Origin of the sequence: Acinetobacter sp. 1424608 (assembly GCF_000588255.1) — a bacterium.
Classification (GTDB): domain Bacteria; phylum Pseudomonadota; class Gammaproteobacteria; order Pseudomonadales; family Moraxellaceae; genus Acinetobacter; species Acinetobacter nosocomialis.
Window position 1 is genome coordinate 196,041 of record NZ_JFXL01000003.1, and the last position, 16,975, is coordinate 213,015.

The following is a 16,975-nucleotide window of genomic DNA, read 5'->3' on the forward strand; positions in this document are numbered from 1 at the left end:
TCAGCTGGGAGTTCACCATGAAATATCTCTCTCTTTGTTTAGCTTTAGGCACTGCCTTAACTCTAAGTGCTTGTTCAACTATACCAAGCAAACCAAAAACCTTCGATCAGCTTGGCCAGTTTTCAGCCTATCCGTTAAATGCTCAAACGTTTCGAATCAGTTTTCAAGCTGACTCAAACATGAGCTATGGAACAGCTGAAGAAATTACCTTGGTGAAATCAGCACAAACGACCGTACAAAAAGGTTTCCGCTTTTTTAAAGTACAAAATGACCCAAGTAATCAAAGCCAAAAACCACCTCGTCAGGCTGTGGTTTATCCAGCTGCACCGAGTTTTTATCCGTATGGTTATGGGCGTCGTTATCCGGGTTTCTGGCATGATCCGTTCTATGATTTCCCACAAGTGGTCAATATCGACCCTGTTCAAGTGTCGTATACTATTGAATGTTATCGGGATCAAAAGCAGGCTCCACAGGACGCTTTTGATGCAACGTTAATTCTCAAATCTATCGGACAAAAATATGGCTTAAGTCCGACAGGAGAGTTGTTGCCACCGCCTGAGCCGCCAGTAAAACAAAAATGAATAGGATGACTGTATGAATATGGCAGAAGAAGTACACCATGCACCCAATCTGAAGCGCAGCAAATATTTCGCTACCATGGCGCTTGTTATTGTAGTAGTGCTGTGGATTGGGTTATTGATTGCCAATCGCTTTCTGCCTGAGTATACAAACTTAATTCATATTTTGATGTTAGGTGCGGAAGCTGGCGTAGTGGGTGGACTAGCAGACTGGTATGCGATTACCGTTTTGTTTCGAAACCCATTTGGTAAGCTTCCTATCCCTAAATTTTTGCGTGATCATACCGAAATTATTCCACGTAATAAGGCCCGTATTGCAGAATCAATGGGCCGATTTGTGCAGGAAAACTTCCTGTCGCCTCAGGTGGTCGAACGAAGCCTAGAAAAAACCGATTTAAGTCTTGCGATTGGCCAATGGCTTGCCAGTCCACAAAACAATACGCAAGTGGTACAACTCATTCAGCAAACTGTACCTAAAGTTTTTGAATTTGTTAGCCAAGAACAAATTGCCAATTTCGTGCAAAACAACAGTGTGCAGTGGGTGCGTAACACTCAAGTCAATAAACTTGCGAGTGAAATGCTGCGTGCAGTATTGGAAAATGATTTCCACCAAGATGTACTGCAACGTGGCCTCGATATCGCGCATGAGTGGGTGGTACAAAACCCAGATAAAACTCGTGAATTAACCAGAAAAATGTTTAAAGCGCTGGGCGTCTGGTCTCTTGCAAAAGGTGCAAGCTGGATTGGTATTGATGTTCAGCAGCGCACCATCGATTCACTGGTTGAAAAAGTAGAATCCATGCTGGCTGACCATGAACACCCTTGGCGACAGGAAATTGAAACTATTGCACACTCGCTCATGCTGGAGTTAGCAAACCCTGAGAGTATTGCCAGTCAACGTCTAAATAGTGGCAAAGATGCACTGCTAGATAGTCCTCAAGTCCTAAATTTCATTAGTGGTGCTGTCACTATTTTATGTGATGCCATTAAAGAAGATTTAATGAAAGAAGACTCTGGTATTGCAATGAACCTCAGAGCTGCGATTCAGCAGTTGGGTGAAAACCTTGTCCAAAATGTAAAAGTACGTGAAGTTCTCAACAAAGAAATGACAGGACTTGCCATGAACTTTACGGACCAATATAGCCATAAAATCATACGCTATGTGAGTGAGCGCATTCATGAATGGGACTCACGTGAAATGATTGGAAAAATTGAAAACGAAGTCGGTGGTGACTTACACATGATTCGTGTCAACGGTGTTGTGGTCGGTGCATTTATCGGTTTAACTCTAGGTGTAATTCGCGCAGCGATTGAATCGATTTTATAACGTTAATAATTATCTTAAGAGAATAACATGCTACAGCTTCAGTCAAAATTGCCCGCACAAGGGGTAACTATTTTTAGTACCATGACGGCAATGGCACAGCGCTTAGGTGCACTTAACCTTTCACAAGGTTTCCCGGATTTTCCTGCACCGCCTGCTTTGCTCGAAGCTTTAGCTCAGGCAACTTTGGCTGGACATAACCAGTACCCACCTGGTGATGGCATTCTCGCGCTACGTGAACAGCTCGCTTTACAGTTTCAGCAACGTGATCAAATTCAACTTGACCCTATCACAGAAATCACAATCACCCCTGGCGCGACCATAGCAATTTTCTGTGCCATACAAGCCTGCATCAATGCAGGTGATGAAGTCATTATTTTTGATCCGAGTTATGACAGCTATGGACCTTCTGTCGAGTTAGCAGGCGGTAAAGCTGTTCGTATTGCTCTACAAGCACCTGACTTTAAAGTGAACTGGCAACAAGTTAAAGATTTGATTAACGATAAAACCCGTATGATTGTGGTGAATACACCCCACAATCCAACTGGCACCATTTGGGAAAAACAGGACTGGTTAGAACTCATTGAACTGATTCAAGATAAAAATATTTTGGTTTTATCCGACGAAGTCTATGAACACTTAGTTTTTGATGGTCAACAGCACTTTAGCGCGTTGCATTTTCCAGAGCTTAGAGAACGTAGTTTTGTGATTGGCTCTTTTGGAAAAACCTTTCATGTGACAGGCTGGAAAACCGGTTACTGTGTTGCTGCACCTGAATTAATGCTTCTATTCCGGCAAATTTATCAATATGCAAATTTCTGTGGTACGACCCCTTGTCAGATTGCGCTTGCGCAATATATGCAGCAACATCCAGAACATATTCAGGAACTTTCACAGTTTTATCAGACTAAACGAGATCGTTTTAATCAGGCAATTCACAATAGTCGTTTTTTATTTAAACCATCTCAAGGGACTTATTTCCAAAACCTTGATTACAGTCAGATTAGACCCGACTTAAACGATGTTGAAATGTGCCAGTTTCTTGCCGAGCAACATAAAATTGTGGCTATTCCTGTTTCAGTGTTTTACCAACAAGCACCTGAGTCTTTACGTCTGATTCGTTTCTGCTTTGCTAAAAATGATGAAACATTGCAAAAAGCAGGAGAAATCTTGAATGAATGTTAATAAATTTAGAAACTTAGCATAGTAAAACACTACAAGAAATTTCAACTAAATATGCTAAGTTGAATGTCCGCCCCGCTCATCAAAGAGATGGGCGATGGAGAACACATGCCACCAAGACAGTCTTTAATACATCAGCAAAATCTATGGAAAACATTTTTTGTTTTCTTATTGCCGCTCATTGCTACCAATATCTTGCAAAATTTATCTGGCACCATTAATACCATCTTCGTTGGACAAATGATGGGTGTCGATGCAATTGCCGCAGTCTCTGTTTTTTTCCCTATTTTATTCTTGCTGCTCGCTTTTATTATCGGAATTTCGACAGGTACCACCGTTTTAGTAGGGCAAGCATGGGGTGCTCAAAATATTGAAAAAGTTCAAAGTGTGGTGGGTTCTACTCTTTTTATGACCATCATTGGTGGAATCATTACAGCGATTATTGGTGTATTTTTTGCCCATGATATTTTAGAGCTTTTAGGCACTGATCCAAAGGTAATGCATCTGTCTTTACCTTATGTGCAATGGATGCTCGCAGGTAGTCCACTTCTATTTGTTTATATTATCTATACCTCAATTTTACGTGGTGTAGGTGACAGCACTACCCCTTTACTGGCGCTGGCTTTAACCAGTGTAATTGGTTTAGTGATTACACCGATCTTACTTAAAGGTTATTTTGGTTTACCCGCTCTAGGAATTATTGCTCCAGCAATCGCAACAATTACAGGTTATGTAGCTATCTTAATTTTTCTTGCGATTTATCTAAATAAGAAAAAGCACCCACTTCGACCAAACCGCCAGCTTTTGCAGCATATCCGCCACAACCCAGAACTGAGCAAAATCATTTTACGTCTGGGTGTGCCAACTGGTATTCAAATGATTACCACCTCTATGGCGGGACTCGTGATTGTAGGTTTAGTTAACCGCTTTGGCGCTCATGCCACAGCTGCCTATGGTGCCGTTAACCAAGTACTCAACTATATTCAGTTCCCTGCTTTGTCTATCTCAATTGCAGCTTCAATTTTTGCAGCTCAAGCAATTGGTGCGGGTAAGTCAGACTTACTCGCACGTGTTACCCGCACAGCTTTAGGCATGAACTTTTTATTCACAGGTGTGTTAATTGCACTTGGCTATCTATTTTCAAAATATTTGATGGCCTTATTCATTACCGACCCAACTGTGGTGGTATTAGGACAGCAGCTCTTATTTATTGTACTTTGGGCAATTTTATTTTTTGGTGCAGGTGCTATTTTTGCATCAATCATGCGGGCCAGCGGTACAGTTACCGTCCCAATGCTGTTAAATATCTCGGCTATTTTGTTAATTGAAATCCCATGCGCTTACTGGTTTAGCTTCATGTGGGGGCTTAAAGGGATCTGGATTGCTTATGCCTTGGCATTTGTGAGCCTTTGTATCGTTCAAGGCTTGTATTACCAGTTTATCTGGAAGAAAAAGAAGATCAAAGTTCTTATTTAAAACAGCTTAAGCCTTATAAAAAAAGCCATCAATTGATGGCTTTTTTTATTTAAATCTTATTTCATCCATTTGGTTACAACGGTTGAAGCACGTTGATATCCAGTTGGGAACAAACGCTGAAGTGCATCAAGAAATTTTGCATCACTACCAATCAATAAACGGCGTTTATTTTTCAAAACGGCATCTAGAATTTGACGAGCTGCTTCTTCTGGTGGAGTACGTAGGAATTTATCAAAGTTTTGAATAGATTTAGCTGGGTCCATACCCAAACTACTCAAACTGTCATTCATTTTTGCAGCTTTAGCAATATTGGTGCGAATGCCGCCAGGATGTACACATAGCGAACTTACGCCACATTTTTCAATGTCTAACTCTTGGCGTAACGATTCGGTAAATCCACGCACCGCAAATTTGGTTGCATTATAGCCAGACTGAGTTGGCTGAGCTGTTAAACCAAATAAGCTCGAAATGTTAATAATGTGCCCATCTTGAGTTTGCTTAATGAACGGTAAAAATTCTTTGGTACCGTAAACCACGCCCCAAAAATTAATTCCAACAATCCACTCTAAATCTTCGTAGCTTGCGCCTTCTACAGTTGAACCTAAAGCGACACCAGCATTGTTAAAAATGAGATTAACAGAGCCATGATCTTGAACGGTTTCCTGTGCCCACTGCTTTACCGCTTCACGATCAGAAACATCCAACTTTTTAGTTGTTACAGTAATATTACTGTACGGTTTTAATAGCTCAACAGTTTTCTCTAAACCCTTTTCATTAATATCACTTAATGAAAGATGGCAGCCTTGTTTCGCCAACAGAATTGCTAATTGTTGCCCAATGCCAGAACCTGCACCTGTGATTGCAGCGACTTTGTTTTTAAAATTTTTCATTGTCCATCCTTTGTTTTTCGATTTGCACAACCGGTTCATTGCATGTGCACTTTAGACTCTTTTAATATAATTTTGACAATATTCATTGTCAATATAGTACACTGTAATTTCAGATAGATTGGCACAATTCTGCTGACGGCTTTATCATAAGCCTCGTACTTGCTGAAAAACCGATAAATCAGGAAACCATTTATTTATGGCGACAAACGACTCAACCAATAAAAAGAAAACAAAAACTGCGGGTAAAGAACGCCAGTTCAAAGGATTATCTCTTTCTGAACGTAAAGAGGCACGCCGCGAAAAACTCATTGAAGCCGGTATTGCGACTTATGGAACCCTTGGCTTTTTTTCAGTGACGGTAAAAGATGTCTGCCAAGAAGCAAAACTCACTGAACGTTATTTTTATGAATCATTTAAAAAGAGTGAGGATTTATTCCAAACTATCTTTTTAAAAATGATTGAAGAATTACAGCAAAACTTAATGCAAGCTGTGATTAAGGCTGCACCCGATCCAGAAAAAATGGTCGATGCAGGGTTAAGAGCGCTACTGACGACCTTAAAAGATGACCCTCGTTTAGCTCGTATCGTCTACGTTGATGCCGTTTTGGTTCAGGAATTACATAATCAGGCAACGATTCAAGAAACCCTTGCCCAGTTTGACCGTATGATTCAAGCGTTCGTTATGCTGACCATGCCGCAAATACAGCACAAGGAAAATGAACTCTCTTTAATTGCAACGGGCTTAAACGGATATGTGACTCAAATTGCGATTCGATGGGTCATGGGTGGCTTTGAGCAGTCTCTTGAACAAGTTTTAACAGCCTGCCGTATTGTTTTCTTGTCTTTGTTGGCACAAGTTTCAAAATAATATTAAAGTTTTTTGACACTGCTTTAAGGCTAAAAACCTAGCTGGAAGCAAACTGTTAACATATTGAATGGCTTTAAGAAAATTTATGCATCCCTGTCATCATTCGGTCATGTGCTTGCCGTATTTTTGTCACAAATTATTGCTAAATTCGATTTTATAGACTTTTCTGCAATGAAATTGTCATAATTAATCTTTGTAATAAGCCTGTCATAACTACAAAACGGTTCACCGTTAAAATCTACAAGGTATTACGCTGTGAAAGATGACTATATTTTAATTGTCGATGATGAGCTTCCTATTCGTGAAATGATCCATACTTCTTTGGATATGGCAGGCTTTCAATGTTTACAGGCTGAAGATGCCAAACAGGCCCATCAAATTATCGTCGACCAACGTCCAGCACTTATCTTGCTTGATTGGATGTTACCTGGAGGCGTAAGTGGTGTGGATTTATGCCGCCGCTTAAAACGCGATGAAAACCTAGCAGAAATTCCAGTCATTATGCTGACTGCACGCGGTGAGGAAGACCACAAGGTACAAGGTCTAGATGCCGGTGCAGACGATTATATGACTAAGCCATTTTCAACACGTGAACTGGTTTCTCGTATTAAAGCTGTTTTACGCCGTGCAAATGCGCTAAGCGGTGAAAAAACAATTGATGCCAATGGTTTAATTCTTGATCCTGTAAGCCAACGCGTAAGCTTTGGTAACAGCATTTTAGATATGGGACCAACAGAATATCGCTTGCTTGCATTTTTTATGACCCATCCAGAACGTGCATATACACGTGCCCAGTTGCTCGATCAGGTGTGGGGCGGTAATGTATACATCGAAGACCGTACCATCGATGTACATATCCGTCGTTTGCGTAAAGTGTTAGAACCTTTTGGTGTTGACCGATTTGTTCAAACCGTACGTGGTACAGGTTATCGTTTCTCTACACGTGCAGATTTAGCCGCAGGTTAACCAAAATTTATGTATGAACCCTACCCCGTCCCTGAACAGGTACGTGAACAAAAGCTTTCCCGTTACAGTAGTTTGTGGACGTTTGCTAAACAAGATTTACGACTTTTATTATTTTTCCTGATTATTGCAGGTTTAGTCGGTTTAGGGGTTGGGTATTTCTGGAGCTGTATTTTTATCGCCTTCGTGGTGTTTTTTGCGCTCCAGTTACGTTCTTTATATTTGGTGAATGACTGGATTGCCAACAATCCTTACGATGTTCCTCCCAACCTAAGTGGTATTTGGGGGGCATTATTATTTAATGTGTATCGTGCTCAGCGTCAGGAACGAATTGTTCAGGCCGAAATGGTTGGGCTGATTGACCGTGCCCAATCTTCTTTAGTTGCCCTAGCTGAGGCAGTTGTTTTAATTGATGATCAACATCAAATCGAATGGTGGAACCCAGCCGCAGAGCGTTTACTGGGAATTAGTCCACTTGACCGTGGTCGCAACTTATTAACTATTTTGCGTCAGCCTACTTTTATTGAATATTTTAACAATATTGATCAAGCGCCCGATGGGATTAAACTCCATTCGAATCTTGATGATGACCGTTATGTGCAAGTCAAACTCACACGGTTTGGTGGTGAAAGCCGCTTACTTGTCGCTTATGACGTGACTCGTATGCATAACCTTGAGCAAATGCGTAAAGACTTCGTCGACAATATTTCGCATGAACTACGTACCCCCTTAACTGTACTGAGCGGCTACATCGAAACATTTACCGATCAAGAAGATATTAGTCCACGCTGGAAACGTGCATTTGACCAAATGCAATCACAAACAAAACGTATGAATGCGTTAGTGAATGATTTATTGCTGTTATCAAATTTAGAAAACAACAAAAAAATTGCAAAAAATCAGATTATTGAAATGCCGAGCTTAATGAATCAACTGTTTGATGATGCTCAGGCCTACAATGCCGATTATGGACACACACTCAATTTACATATTGATAGCCACTGTGACCTGATTGGTTCCGACATGGAAATTGCCAGCGCATTTAGTAATTTAATTACCAATGCCATTAAATACACACCCAAAGGTGGAACCATTACCATTGGCTGGCATGATGACGGTGAACATGCTTACTTTAGCGTACAAGATACCGGTATCGGGATTAACCCAAAACATTTACCGCGTCTGACCGAACGCTTTTATCGCGTAGATAGTGACCGTAGTCGCCAAACAGGTGGAACGGGTTTAGGCCTTGCGATTGTAAAACATGTACTGATGCAGCACGGTGCTTATTTAGATGTGCAATCTAAAGAAAATGAAGGGTCAACCTTTACCGCAGTTTTTCCAAAAGAAAGACTATATAACATGACCTAAAGTTGCCTTCTCACATATAAAAAGCCGACTCTTGAAAAGTCGGCTTTTTTGTCACATTTCAAACTATTTATTTAAAATTAGAGCAATAAGATTTAGTCTGATTTTTCTCTATAACATTTAAAAAGTTGGTGACAAAAGTACTACTCTGACGCAGTGCATCGCGATGATCTCCCCCATCAATTGTTTGATAAATAGTTGGCTTTTTTGATTTGCATAGCTGTTGGTAATAAGCATATGTCCCTCTCGGGTCAACCAAATGATCTTTAGAACCTTGTACGATCATTAATGGTACGGTAGGCACCATATTTTCAATGGACTGCTGCTTCAGATAAGTCAAAAGAGGTCTTAAATCTGCATTAGCTTTAAATATGCTCGAAGGTGATTTCTTCAAGTCAGATTGAAGTTCAGATAAACAGCGGCTACGTGCTTGCGTTAGCACAGTGTTCATTTCTGGACTGACTAAGTTTTCAGGAACAATGCTTGGTTCTGCTGCTTGCGCTCCCAATAACACAATCGGGAAGAAAGCTGCCACACTAGGTTCTGGGTTCGGATTAGTTTTCACATATTCTGCAATACCTTCATATTGATAACCGCCTGGCGCAAGCGCAATCGCTCCTTTTAAATCTAGTTCAGGTGCATCTTTTTGCCCATAAGCCGCCACGGCAATAGCAGCAGCTCCGCCTTGGCTATGGCCCATCACTAGCCATTGTTTATTAAAATCTTTTGGCTTAACTGCATGTAACGCTCGTACGGCATCTACCACCGTGTGCAGTTGGCTCTTGGCATTCATATAAGGATGTGCACCTAGCGTACCTAATCCCTGATAATCGGGCGCAACGACCGCATAGCCGCGTGCGAGCCAAGAATCTAAAGCTTTGGAAGCAACTTCTTGATAAGAATGAACAGGACCACCTACATAGTCACTAGAAGGTGCACAGGTGTCAGCAACTCCGGTCGTGCCATGCGCCCAAGCCAGTATAGGCCAGCCATTTTTTGGAGGCGTTCCTTTTGGTAATAAAATAAATGCTGAGGCAACGATAGGTTCACCATTCACACCTCGACTACGATAATTGACCAGCAAACGTTGATCTGCATGAGGAAATAAACTCGTCACATCTTGTTGTTCGATGGACAGTATAGAACCCGGTTTTTCACTCACTATTTGCTTACTCAAATCTGTCATTGGAGTAGCCATAGCAGAACCGGATGCCAAAAAAATACTGCTCAATAAAAATTTTAATAAAGAATTACTTTTTTTAATCAAGGGATTACTCCTCTACTTTCTAATCATCATTTCAAATTGAATTTATAAAAAATATGCCCCTATTGCATATAACGAACCCAACAAGAGGCAAATGAAAGAACTCACATACCAAAATAGATCACTATTTCCACTAAATCTAGCCTTTAACCATGGAAATGCCAAACCACGCAAAATAAATGGAATGGCAACTAGAGAAATAATCATTTTTTCAAATGGTAAATTCATAAAACGAGTTGCTGCGCAAAAAGCGTAAAAAGAAAAAATACAAAGAATAAAACCTACAGCTATAGCCATAAAATTCGGGTACCAATGCCCTTTTTCGACCATCTGAACAATACTTTTCCCAGCCCCTAAAAACCGAAAACCATTTGCTCCCCAAAACACACAAATAAAATGAAGTAATGCGGCCACAAAAGTCAAAACCGAAGCAAAATATAGGCTAATGATAGGAGTTGGGGACATTTTATTCTCTTAGTAAGTATTTATAATGAGTTGAAAGTTTATTTACTGATAAACATTATATTTAAAAATAGAGTTAATTATAAAAATGTGAATAAAAAAAGAGAGCAAATGCTCTCTTTTTTAATATTATTTATGGGTTAAATCGTGTGGCCCATACGTTCACCCATGACAACAACTGACTCGGCTTTAAAACGTTTTTCCCACTCGATTTTATCTTTTTCAAATAAAATAATAGCAGTAGAACCTAAATAAAAACGACCAAGCTCCGCACCTTTCTCTAGCTTCAACTGATGATGTTGTAATTCGATACGACCCGATGGTTTTACTTTACCTGTTGCCACAGTTTCAATACCTGCAACAATCATAGCGCCTACTAAAACAACGGCCATACGACCAAGCTCAGTATCAAACAAGCAAACCATACGCTCATTACGGGCAAATAAACCCGGTACATTTTCAGCAGTCACCTGATTTACTGAAAATAACTCACCCGGTACATATAAAGTTTCAGTTAATGTGCCTGAAAATGGCATATGAACACGGTGATAATCACGTGGAGACAAATAAACCGTTGCAAACTCGCCTTCTTGGAAAGGTTGAGCAAGTTGTGGGTCACCAATTAATTTTTCTACAGAGAAACTTTGGCCTTTTGCCTGAAAAACTTCGCCAGCAGTAATTTTACCAATTTGAGAAATTGCGCCATCTGCTGGTGAAACAATACTATCTGGGTTTTCATCAACCAGTCGTACGCCATCTTTCAATGCACGAGTAAAGAAATCATTAAAAGATTTATATTTAAGTGCATTGCCTTGTTCAGCAATCGACAAGTCAATACCGTATTTGGTTTTAAATGCATGAATAACCGCAGCTTTTAATACCGGATTTTCACTTGCAGCAACTTTACCCACCACACGGCTTAACTGATGCTGAGGAACAAGATTTTGTGCCTTAATAAATAATTCTTTTTTTAAGCGAGATGTAAAACTCAAGACGGCGATTCTCCAGTAATGATAGGACTATCGAGGCGATTGCCCCATTCACTCCACGCACCATCATAGGCTTTTGCTTCCCAACCCAAAAGTCTAGCCAAAATATAGGCCAAACCAGAACGGTGATGTGACTGGCAGTATACGACTACAGGTTGTTTTAAATCGAACCCAAGTTGTTCAAGACGCTGCCGCGTGCGTTCAAGCGGATGCAATTTTAGATGATTTTGTCGATTAAGTGCAGTACTCCATTCAAAATGGAGTGCATTTGGGATGTGACCACCGCGTCGCGCTGCTAAACGAACACCGCTGTACTCATCAATCGTTCTGCAATCCCACAATTGAATGCTTTCTTGTTCAACCTGTTTACGTAATTCTTCATAGTTCACTCGGAACTGTGCAGCATGTGATAAATCAATCTGGATTAAATCATCAACTCGAGGCAGTTCTTCAACCTCAGCTGTAGTCGGTAAACCTGCCCCAAGCCATGCATGAATACCGCCATTAATTAAACTCGTACGTGTAAATCCTAAGCAATGCAAATTCCAGATTAAACGCCCAGCCCATGCTCCACCTTCATCATCGTAGACCACCACATGGTGATTTGGTGAAATATTTAATTTTTCAATGAGAGCTTGTAAACCTGCTTCATCTGGCAAAATACCAGTGGCTTCTTCATGCTGAGCGACCAACCATTTAGGCTGTAAATGAATTGCATGTGGAATATGGAGCTGCTCATAAACTGATGCACGACTCAAATCTACAATACGGATATATTCATTGCCTAAATAAGGCACTAACTCTTCTGCTTCTATTAATAAATCGAGTTTAAAATCAGGGAGTGTCATCGTCATGGTTACTTTTTATACCAGCTTAATTTCATCTTAGCATAAGCTTATATCTATCAAACTCTGATTTTCTGCTACCGTTTAGCAGAAAATCAGATATAAACATTCACAAGCGTTAAGTAGCTGCCAAACTGTCAGACTACATTGTGATTAAACAGCTTCATCAAGTTCTTCAATTTGGAAAACCTGACGTAAATAAGCCAAGAACGTATCGTTATCAGTCATGGTTTTGCCAGGGCTATCCGAAATTTTGGCAACCGACTGACCATTACACTCAACCAGTTTCAATACAATATTGAGCGGTGTTTGGCCCATGTCATTGGTCAAATTAGTACCAATACCGAAACTCACCTGAAAACGGTCTTTGAAATATTGATGTAGCTCCCAAGCCTTTGGCAAATTAAGGCCATCACTAAAGGTCAACATTTTGGTTTTAGTGTCAATTTTTAATTTACGGTAGTGCGCATAAGCCTTATCACCCCATTCATATGGGTCACCACTATCATGACGTAAGCCATCAAATAGTTTGGCAAAATACAGGTCAAAATCTCTTAAGAAAGCGTCCATACCAACAACGTCAGTCAAAGCAATTCCCAAGTCTCCACGATATTCTTGAACCCATGTTTCTAAAGCAGCTTTTTGAAAATCACGTAAACGGACATCAAGCGCCTGAAACGCCTGCAAGAATTCATGTGCCATGGTTCCAATTGGCGTGATATTTAATTCTTTAGCCAGCAAAACATTACTTGTTCCACGAAATACATTTGGCACAGTTTTATGAAATGCAGCAACTACATGTTTTTGCCATTCAAAACTATAGCGACGGCGTGTACCAAAATCAGAAACTAAAAATGGAGGGTCATTCGGCTGTTGAGATTTTTCGTACTGCTGAATCAATTCAAGCTTTGCTTGTAAACGTCGTTCGCCTTCCGCCCAAACTTCGTCTGTTTTAATGCGGCTAAAATATAATTCATTTACAATCGCTAGGACAAAAATCTCGAACATCATGGCCTGAACCATTGGCCCTTCAATCCGAATATCTAGTCGACCTTCATTATCAATACTGGCCTGAATAAAACGTCGTTTAAGTTGGAATAATTCTAAATAATCGACAAAGTCGCTTTTAATAAAACGTAACTTTCTTAAATATTGTAGTTCGTCTTCTTTATATTTGAGATTACATAAATGGTCGAGTTGCTCGTTTAAGTCATCCAAAATATCCACTAATGGATAAACAGTATCTTCTAAATTTCTGCAACGAAAATGGTAGACACTATGTGTTTGCGGGAATTTATGCAAAACCACTTGTAGCATCGTAAATTTGTACAAGTCTGTATCAAGTAAAGAATGGATAATTGGAGACATAGTCAATGATTATTCGCTTGCTTCTTAGCATTAAAGCATATTTTTATAGATGAATTATGAGCTTTTATACCATTGTTGCAACTCCATGAAATTTCCTTTTAAAAATCATTTAAATTAATTTCTGCTAAACTGCATCAATTCAAATAATTGTAGAAACTCTCTCTAACAATGCGCGCTTTAATACAACGAGTTCTTGAAGCTAAAGTGGTGGTAGACGGTGAAACGACCGGTGAAATCCAGAATGGCTTATTGGTTTTTTTAGGAATTGGCCGAGACGATACTTTAGCCATAGGTCAGAAGCTTATCGATAAGATTTTGAAATATCGTATTTTTGATGATGAGCAAGGCAAAATGGGCTGGAATGTATCTCAAGCAAATGGCGGAGTCCTGCTTGTATCTCAGTTCACGCTCATGGCACAAACCCAAAAAGGCTTACGTCCAGACTTTGGTCCAGCCATGCCACCGAGCGACGCAAAAGCGCTCTATGAACAGTTGGTTGAATATACCCGTTCACAGTTTGAAAATGTTCAAACAGGTATTTTTGCTGCTGATATGAAAGTACACCTCATTAATGATGGGCCAGTCACTTTCAATTTAGAAGTTGAAGCATAGATATAAAAAAAACTCCCGATCGGGAGTTTTTTATTAGGTCTTAACGACCAGTCTTTTCTTTAATAAAGGCACGTGCCTGACGTACTTTATCTTTTACTGGTTTAGGTAATTTTGGTGGAATCAATTTAGCTGCCTGATTAAACCAAACAAGTAGGCTGAAATCACCTTCCATTTTGATACTACCCTCTTGCATACCCGTCATGAATGCAGTTGGGTCGCCTTTGAGTAAGGTTTTTACACCTTGTTCACTATCTGCAAACTGCAAAATAAAGTCAGCTTTTTCAGGTGAACCAGCGACTGTATCGATATGGCCATGGTTAATAATAATTTGGCGAGCCACACCTAAATCAGTACCAATTTGAATGCGGAATGCGCGGTCATGCACTAGCTCAATAAACTTAGGACTTGTACGTGCCAACTGTTTCATACGCAGTGCCAAACCTGCTACCAATAAATCTAACGGGTCTGTACTGACATCAACAAGTGGTAACTTGACTACAGGTATAGAAGAAAGTTTCATGAACATTCACGCCTATTGTATTTTTATGAAAACCTTGGGGCAAAACTCAGCAAGGGCTCCCCATTGCCTGTTTTGTGCATCGACTGATGATATTCTAATTGGCAACGCAATCTATATATGAAACGTCAACAGACCAGCCTATCGTAGCATAACTGGCTATTTTTTAATAAATGCTTTGTATAATAAAAATCATGTTTTCGTAAATAAAAAAGGCATGCTGTGCATACCTTTTTACCGTTAGATAACAATTTAATTATCGGCTAGAACATTGCTGCTGATCATCTTCATATACTGGCGTATGTTCTATATATTGGCGATTTGCCAAAGCCTTCTGTGCCTGTTTATCCTCACGTAATAAAATAAATGTGACCATTACCATCGCTAGACTTAGTGCAGTTAAATAACTATATGTGACTGGCATTTCAAAAGTGACTTGAACTCCAAAACGGACCACTTCCAATAGCCCCCAAAAAAACATCCCTGCAAGCATAAAACCAAGCCAACGACGGTAAGGAGAAAAGAACACAGCAACAAGCGCGACAGCAATTAAGCTGAGTCCGGCGATAGCGGCAAAATTCGCTGTTACCATAGAAACCTCCGTCTTAATGAAAACGTCTAAAAACATTCGGTCTGAACACCAGACCTCATTCCAAAAACAACTTTAATTCATGATTTGTGTTGAAGCTTAGAAAGCATTATGGATGTTTTTTTTTAGAAAAAAAGACCTGTTATTTGTCGAAGCGACATACTTTGTCGCAACATTCTTTTGTCATTACATTTTTGCAAATTTAAAAAAGTTCTACTTCCTATATGGCGTCAATTCTGGCGTGTCATTACAAAAAACTATGCTGTTTTTTTGCCTCAAAATAAGTTTTTTTCAGTTTTTTTTATTGCCTTTTTTCTGTGCATCATTTTGTCATAACTTGCTTGTTTTTATGACTATTCTGCATAAAAAAAGCGCTACTCTTGAGCAGCGCTTAATGATTGTTCAGTATTATTTAGGCACGGCTTAAATCTTTGTCATGCATACCGAGTAAATACAAGACACCATCTAAACCAACGCTTGAAATCGCCTGATTGGCATTTTGACGAACAAGCGGTTTAGCACGATATGCGACACCAAGACCCGCAATCGCAAGCATCGGTAAATCATTTGCGCCATCGCCGACAGCCATTGCCTGTTCTAGTGAAATACCAAGTTTGTTGGCAAGCTCACGCAGCAACTCTGCTTTACGCGCACCATCAACAATTACACCTTTTACTTCACCTGTTACAACGCCATCTTGAACATCTAAAACGTTGGCATGAACTTCATCAATACCTAATTTAGCTTGTAAGTATTCAGCAAAATACTGGAAACCACCAGATAAAATTGCCGTTTTATATCCAAGTGCTTTTAAAGTCGAAATAAGGCGTTCCGCACCTTCGGTAATGGTCAAACGCTCAGCAATTTTAGGTAAAACAGATGCATCAAGACCTTTTAATAATGCAACACGTGCACGGAAACTTTGTTGGAAGTCCAACTCACCTTGCATTGCTCTTTCAGTAATTTCAGCTACTTGCGCGCCTACCCCTGCTTCAAGCGCCAATTCATCAATCACTTCTTGTTCAATTAAAGTTGAATCCATATCGAAACACACTAAACGGCGATTACGTCGATAAGCGTTGTCTTCTTGAACAGCGACATCAATATTTAATTCGCTTGAAAGAAGTAAACAAGCAGCACGCATCGCTTGTGCATCTAAAGTTGGACCACTACTTAAACCAAACTGAACACAGGCACGACGAGGCAAGGTACTGTCTTTTTCAAGGTCTACACGGCCCGATAAACGGGTGACAGTTTCAATGTTAAAGCCTTGTGTAGACACAATTTGTGTAACTGCTTGTAAATGTGCAGCAGTCAGTTCTGGCGCTAAAGCAGTGACGATATAACGGGTTCGCCCACCTTCGCTTACCCATTGATCGTATTCTGTGCCCGAGATTGGTTTAAAGCGCACTGTTAAGCCAATATCATGTGCTAAAATCAAAATCTCTTTCATTGCCAACGCTGTCGCAGTTTCATTTTCAGAGGCGACCACGATGCCCAATGTCAGTTGATTATGAATAACGGCCTGACCTACATCCAGTATTTGCAATGAATGTACGGATAGTACTTGCATTAATCGGGTAAACTGGTTTGGTTGGTCCGGTCCTAAAAAGGATATAAGAATGATTTCTCGCATGAATTGACTCTAGTCTGAGTGACAACTATTGTAAGAATCATAAT

Annotated in this window: 17 protein-coding genes; 8 read left to right on the plus strand and 9 right to left on the minus strand. The window is 40.1% G+C overall.

The genetic code is table 11. From position 1 onward, the window contains the following. Positions 1-17: 17 nt before the first annotated feature. The 4 genes from J678_RS09010 to J678_RS09025 all read left to right on the plus strand — a co-directional run bounded on the left by J678_RS09010 (position 18) and on the right by J678_RS09025 (position 4,560). On the plus strand, positions 18-581 hold the full coding sequence (locus J678_RS09010) for a CC0125/CC1285 family lipoprotein (protein WP_004884951.1): 564 nt from the start codon (positions 18-20) through the stop codon (positions 579-581). A gap of 13 nt (positions 582-594) precedes the next feature. Beyond that, positions 595-1,905 (plus strand): DUF445 domain-containing protein, encoded by a 1,311-nt coding sequence (locus J678_RS09015; RefSeq protein WP_031955536.1) that lies wholly within the window; start codon positions 595-597, stop codon positions 1,903-1,905. Between the two features lie 27 nt (positions 1,906-1,932). Next, positions 1,933-3,087: a pyridoxal phosphate-dependent aminotransferase gene (locus J678_RS09020; RefSeq protein ID WP_032027271.1), complete on the plus strand. Its 1,155-nt coding sequence runs from the start codon at positions 1,933-1,935 to the stop codon at positions 3,085-3,087. A gap of 105 nt (positions 3,088-3,192) precedes the next feature. Further along, complete coding sequence (locus J678_RS09025; RefSeq protein ID WP_031955532.1) at positions 3,193-4,560, plus strand: MATE family efflux transporter; 1,368 nt, start codon at positions 3,193-3,195, stop codon at positions 4,558-4,560. Positions 4,561-4,616: 56 nt separating this feature from the next. Here J678_RS09025 and J678_RS09030 read toward each other — a convergent pair whose 3' ends face one another. Further along, on the minus strand, positions 4,617-5,450 hold the full coding sequence (locus J678_RS09030; RefSeq protein WP_002053911.1) for an SDR family NAD(P)-dependent oxidoreductase: 834 nt from the start codon (positions 5,448-5,450) through the stop codon (positions 4,617-4,619). Positions 5,451-5,646: 196 nt separating this feature from the next. Between J678_RS09030 and J678_RS09035 the strand changes: the two genes are divergently transcribed. The 3 genes from J678_RS09035 (at position 5,647) to phoR (ending at position 8,652) form a co-directional block, all read left to right on the plus strand. Further along, complete coding sequence (locus J678_RS09035) at positions 5,647-6,318, plus strand: TetR/AcrR family transcriptional regulator (protein WP_002053829.1); 672 nt, start codon at positions 5,647-5,649, stop codon at positions 6,316-6,318. Between the two features lie 255 nt (positions 6,319-6,573). Further along, positions 6,574-7,284 carry a phosphate regulon transcriptional regulator PhoB gene (gene phoB / locus J678_RS09040; protein ID WP_000650776.1) on the plus strand — a complete coding sequence of 237 codons (711 nt, stop codon included), beginning with the start codon at positions 6,574-6,576 and terminating at the stop codon, positions 7,282-7,284. Positions 7,285-7,293: 9 nt separating this feature from the next. Continuing rightward, the gene (phoR, locus tag J678_RS09045) at positions 7,294-8,652 is read left to right on the plus strand and encodes a phosphate regulon sensor histidine kinase PhoR (RefSeq protein WP_002053999.1); all 1,359 of its coding nucleotides are present in this window, start codon (positions 7,294-7,296) and stop codon (positions 8,650-8,652) included. Positions 8,653-8,719: 67 nt separating this feature from the next. On the opposite strand, the gene J678_RS09050 is transcribed toward phoR, so the two are convergent. The 5 genes from J678_RS09050 to pncB all read right to left on the minus strand — a co-directional run bounded on the left by J678_RS09050 (position 8,720) and on the right by pncB (position 13,577). Then, positions 8,720-9,916, minus strand: coding sequence for an alpha/beta fold hydrolase (locus J678_RS09050; RefSeq protein ID WP_031955530.1), 1,197 nt, complete (start codon positions 9,914-9,916; stop codon positions 8,720-8,722). 42 nt (positions 9,917-9,958) lie between these two features. After that, positions 9,959-10,378: a hypothetical protein gene (locus J678_RS09055; RefSeq protein ID WP_004711417.1), complete on the minus strand. Its 420-nt coding sequence runs from the start codon at positions 10,376-10,378 to the stop codon at positions 9,959-9,961. A 137-nt stretch (positions 10,379-10,515) separates the two neighbouring features. Beyond that, positions 10,516-11,367, minus strand: coding sequence for an archaetidylserine decarboxylase (gene asd / locus J678_RS09060; protein ID WP_004884964.1), 852 nt, complete (start codon positions 11,365-11,367; stop codon positions 10,516-10,518). After that, positions 11,364-12,212 (minus strand): sulfurtransferase, encoded by an 849-nt coding sequence (locus J678_RS09065; protein ID WP_016805735.1) that lies wholly within the window; start codon positions 12,210-12,212, stop codon positions 11,364-11,366. The genes asd and J678_RS09065 overlap by 4 nt, the downstream gene beginning before the upstream one ends. A gap of 150 nt (positions 12,213-12,362) precedes the next feature. Next, positions 12,363-13,577 (minus strand): nicotinate phosphoribosyltransferase, encoded by a 1,215-nt coding sequence (pncB, locus tag J678_RS09070; protein ID WP_004711411.1) that lies wholly within the window; start codon positions 13,575-13,577, stop codon positions 12,363-12,365. Positions 13,578-13,745: 168 nt separating this feature from the next. Between pncB and dtd the strand changes: the two genes are divergently transcribed. After that, on the plus strand, positions 13,746-14,189 hold the full coding sequence (dtd, locus tag J678_RS09075; RefSeq protein WP_001202028.1) for a D-aminoacyl-tRNA deacylase: 444 nt from the start codon (positions 13,746-13,748) through the stop codon (positions 14,187-14,189). 40 nt (positions 14,190-14,229) lie between these two features. Here the strand turns inward: dtd and J678_RS09080 are convergent, their stop codons facing one another. The 3 genes from J678_RS09080 to serB all read right to left on the minus strand — a co-directional run bounded on the left by J678_RS09080 (position 14,230) and on the right by serB (position 16,931). Further along, positions 14,230-14,709 (minus strand): hypothetical protein, encoded by a 480-nt coding sequence (locus J678_RS09080; protein WP_002053983.1) that lies wholly within the window; start codon positions 14,707-14,709, stop codon positions 14,230-14,232. A 253-nt stretch (positions 14,710-14,962) separates the two neighbouring features. Beyond that, positions 14,963-15,298, minus strand: a complete 336-nt coding sequence (aciT, locus tag J678_RS09085; protein ID WP_002054010.1) for a ciprofloxacin tolerance protein AciT — start codon at positions 15,296-15,298, stop codon at positions 14,963-14,965. 409 nt (positions 15,299-15,707) lie between these two features. Then, entirely contained in the window at positions 15,708-16,931 is a 1,224-nt protein-coding gene (gene serB, locus J678_RS09090; RefSeq protein ID WP_004711408.1) for a phosphoserine phosphatase SerB, read from the minus strand. Between the last annotated feature and the right edge of the window lie 44 nt (positions 16,932-16,975).

What these genes read in the sequence shown, in the direction of transcription:
- J678_RS09030 (WP_002053911.1), bottom strand. Translation starts at nt 5,450, where the DNA reads ATGAAAAATTTTAAAAACAAAGTCGCTGCAATCACAGGTGCAGGTTCT.
- J678_RS09080 (WP_002053983.1), bottom strand. Translation starts at nt 14,709, where the DNA reads ATGAAACTTTCTTCTATACCTGTAGTCAAGTTACCACTTGTTGATGTC.
- aciT (WP_002054010.1), bottom strand. Translation starts at nt 15,298, where the DNA reads ATGGTAACAGCGAATTTTGCCGCTATCGCCGGACTCAGCTTAATTGCT.
- J678_RS09025 (WP_031955532.1), top strand. Translation starts at nt 3,193, where the DNA reads ATGCCACCAAGACAGTCTTTAATACATCAGCAAAATCTATGGAAAACA.
- J678_RS09020 (WP_032027271.1), top strand. Translation starts at nt 1,933, where the DNA reads ATGCTACAGCTTCAGTCAAAATTGCCCGCACAAGGGGTAACTATTTTT.
- dtd (WP_001202028.1), top strand. Translation starts at nt 13,746, where the DNA reads ATGCGCGCTTTAATACAACGAGTTCTTGAAGCTAAAGTGGTGGTAGAC.
- J678_RS09035 (WP_002053829.1), top strand. Translation starts at nt 5,647, where the DNA reads ATGGCGACAAACGACTCAACCAATAAAAAGAAAACAAAAACTGCGGGT.
- J678_RS09065 (WP_016805735.1), bottom strand. Translation starts at nt 12,212, where the DNA reads ATGACACTCCCTGATTTTAAACTCGATTTATTAATAGAAGCAGAAGAG.
- J678_RS09055 (WP_004711417.1), bottom strand. Translation starts at nt 10,378, where the DNA reads ATGTCCCCAACTCCTATCATTAGCCTATATTTTGCTTCGGTTTTGACT.
- pncB (WP_004711411.1), bottom strand. Translation starts at nt 13,577, where the DNA reads ATGTCTCCAATTATCCATTCTTTACTTGATACAGACTTGTACAAATTT.
- serB (WP_004711408.1), bottom strand. Translation starts at nt 16,931, where the DNA reads ATGCGAGAAATCATTCTTATATCCTTTTTAGGACCGGACCAACCAAAC.
- phoR (WP_002053999.1), top strand. Translation starts at nt 7,294, where the DNA reads ATGTATGAACCCTACCCCGTCCCTGAACAGGTACGTGAACAAAAGCTT.
- J678_RS09010 (WP_004884951.1), top strand. Translation starts at nt 18, where the DNA reads ATGAAATATCTCTCTCTTTGTTTAGCTTTAGGCACTGCCTTAACTCTA.
- J678_RS09015 (WP_031955536.1), top strand. Translation starts at nt 595, where the DNA reads ATGAATATGGCAGAAGAAGTACACCATGCACCCAATCTGAAGCGCAGC.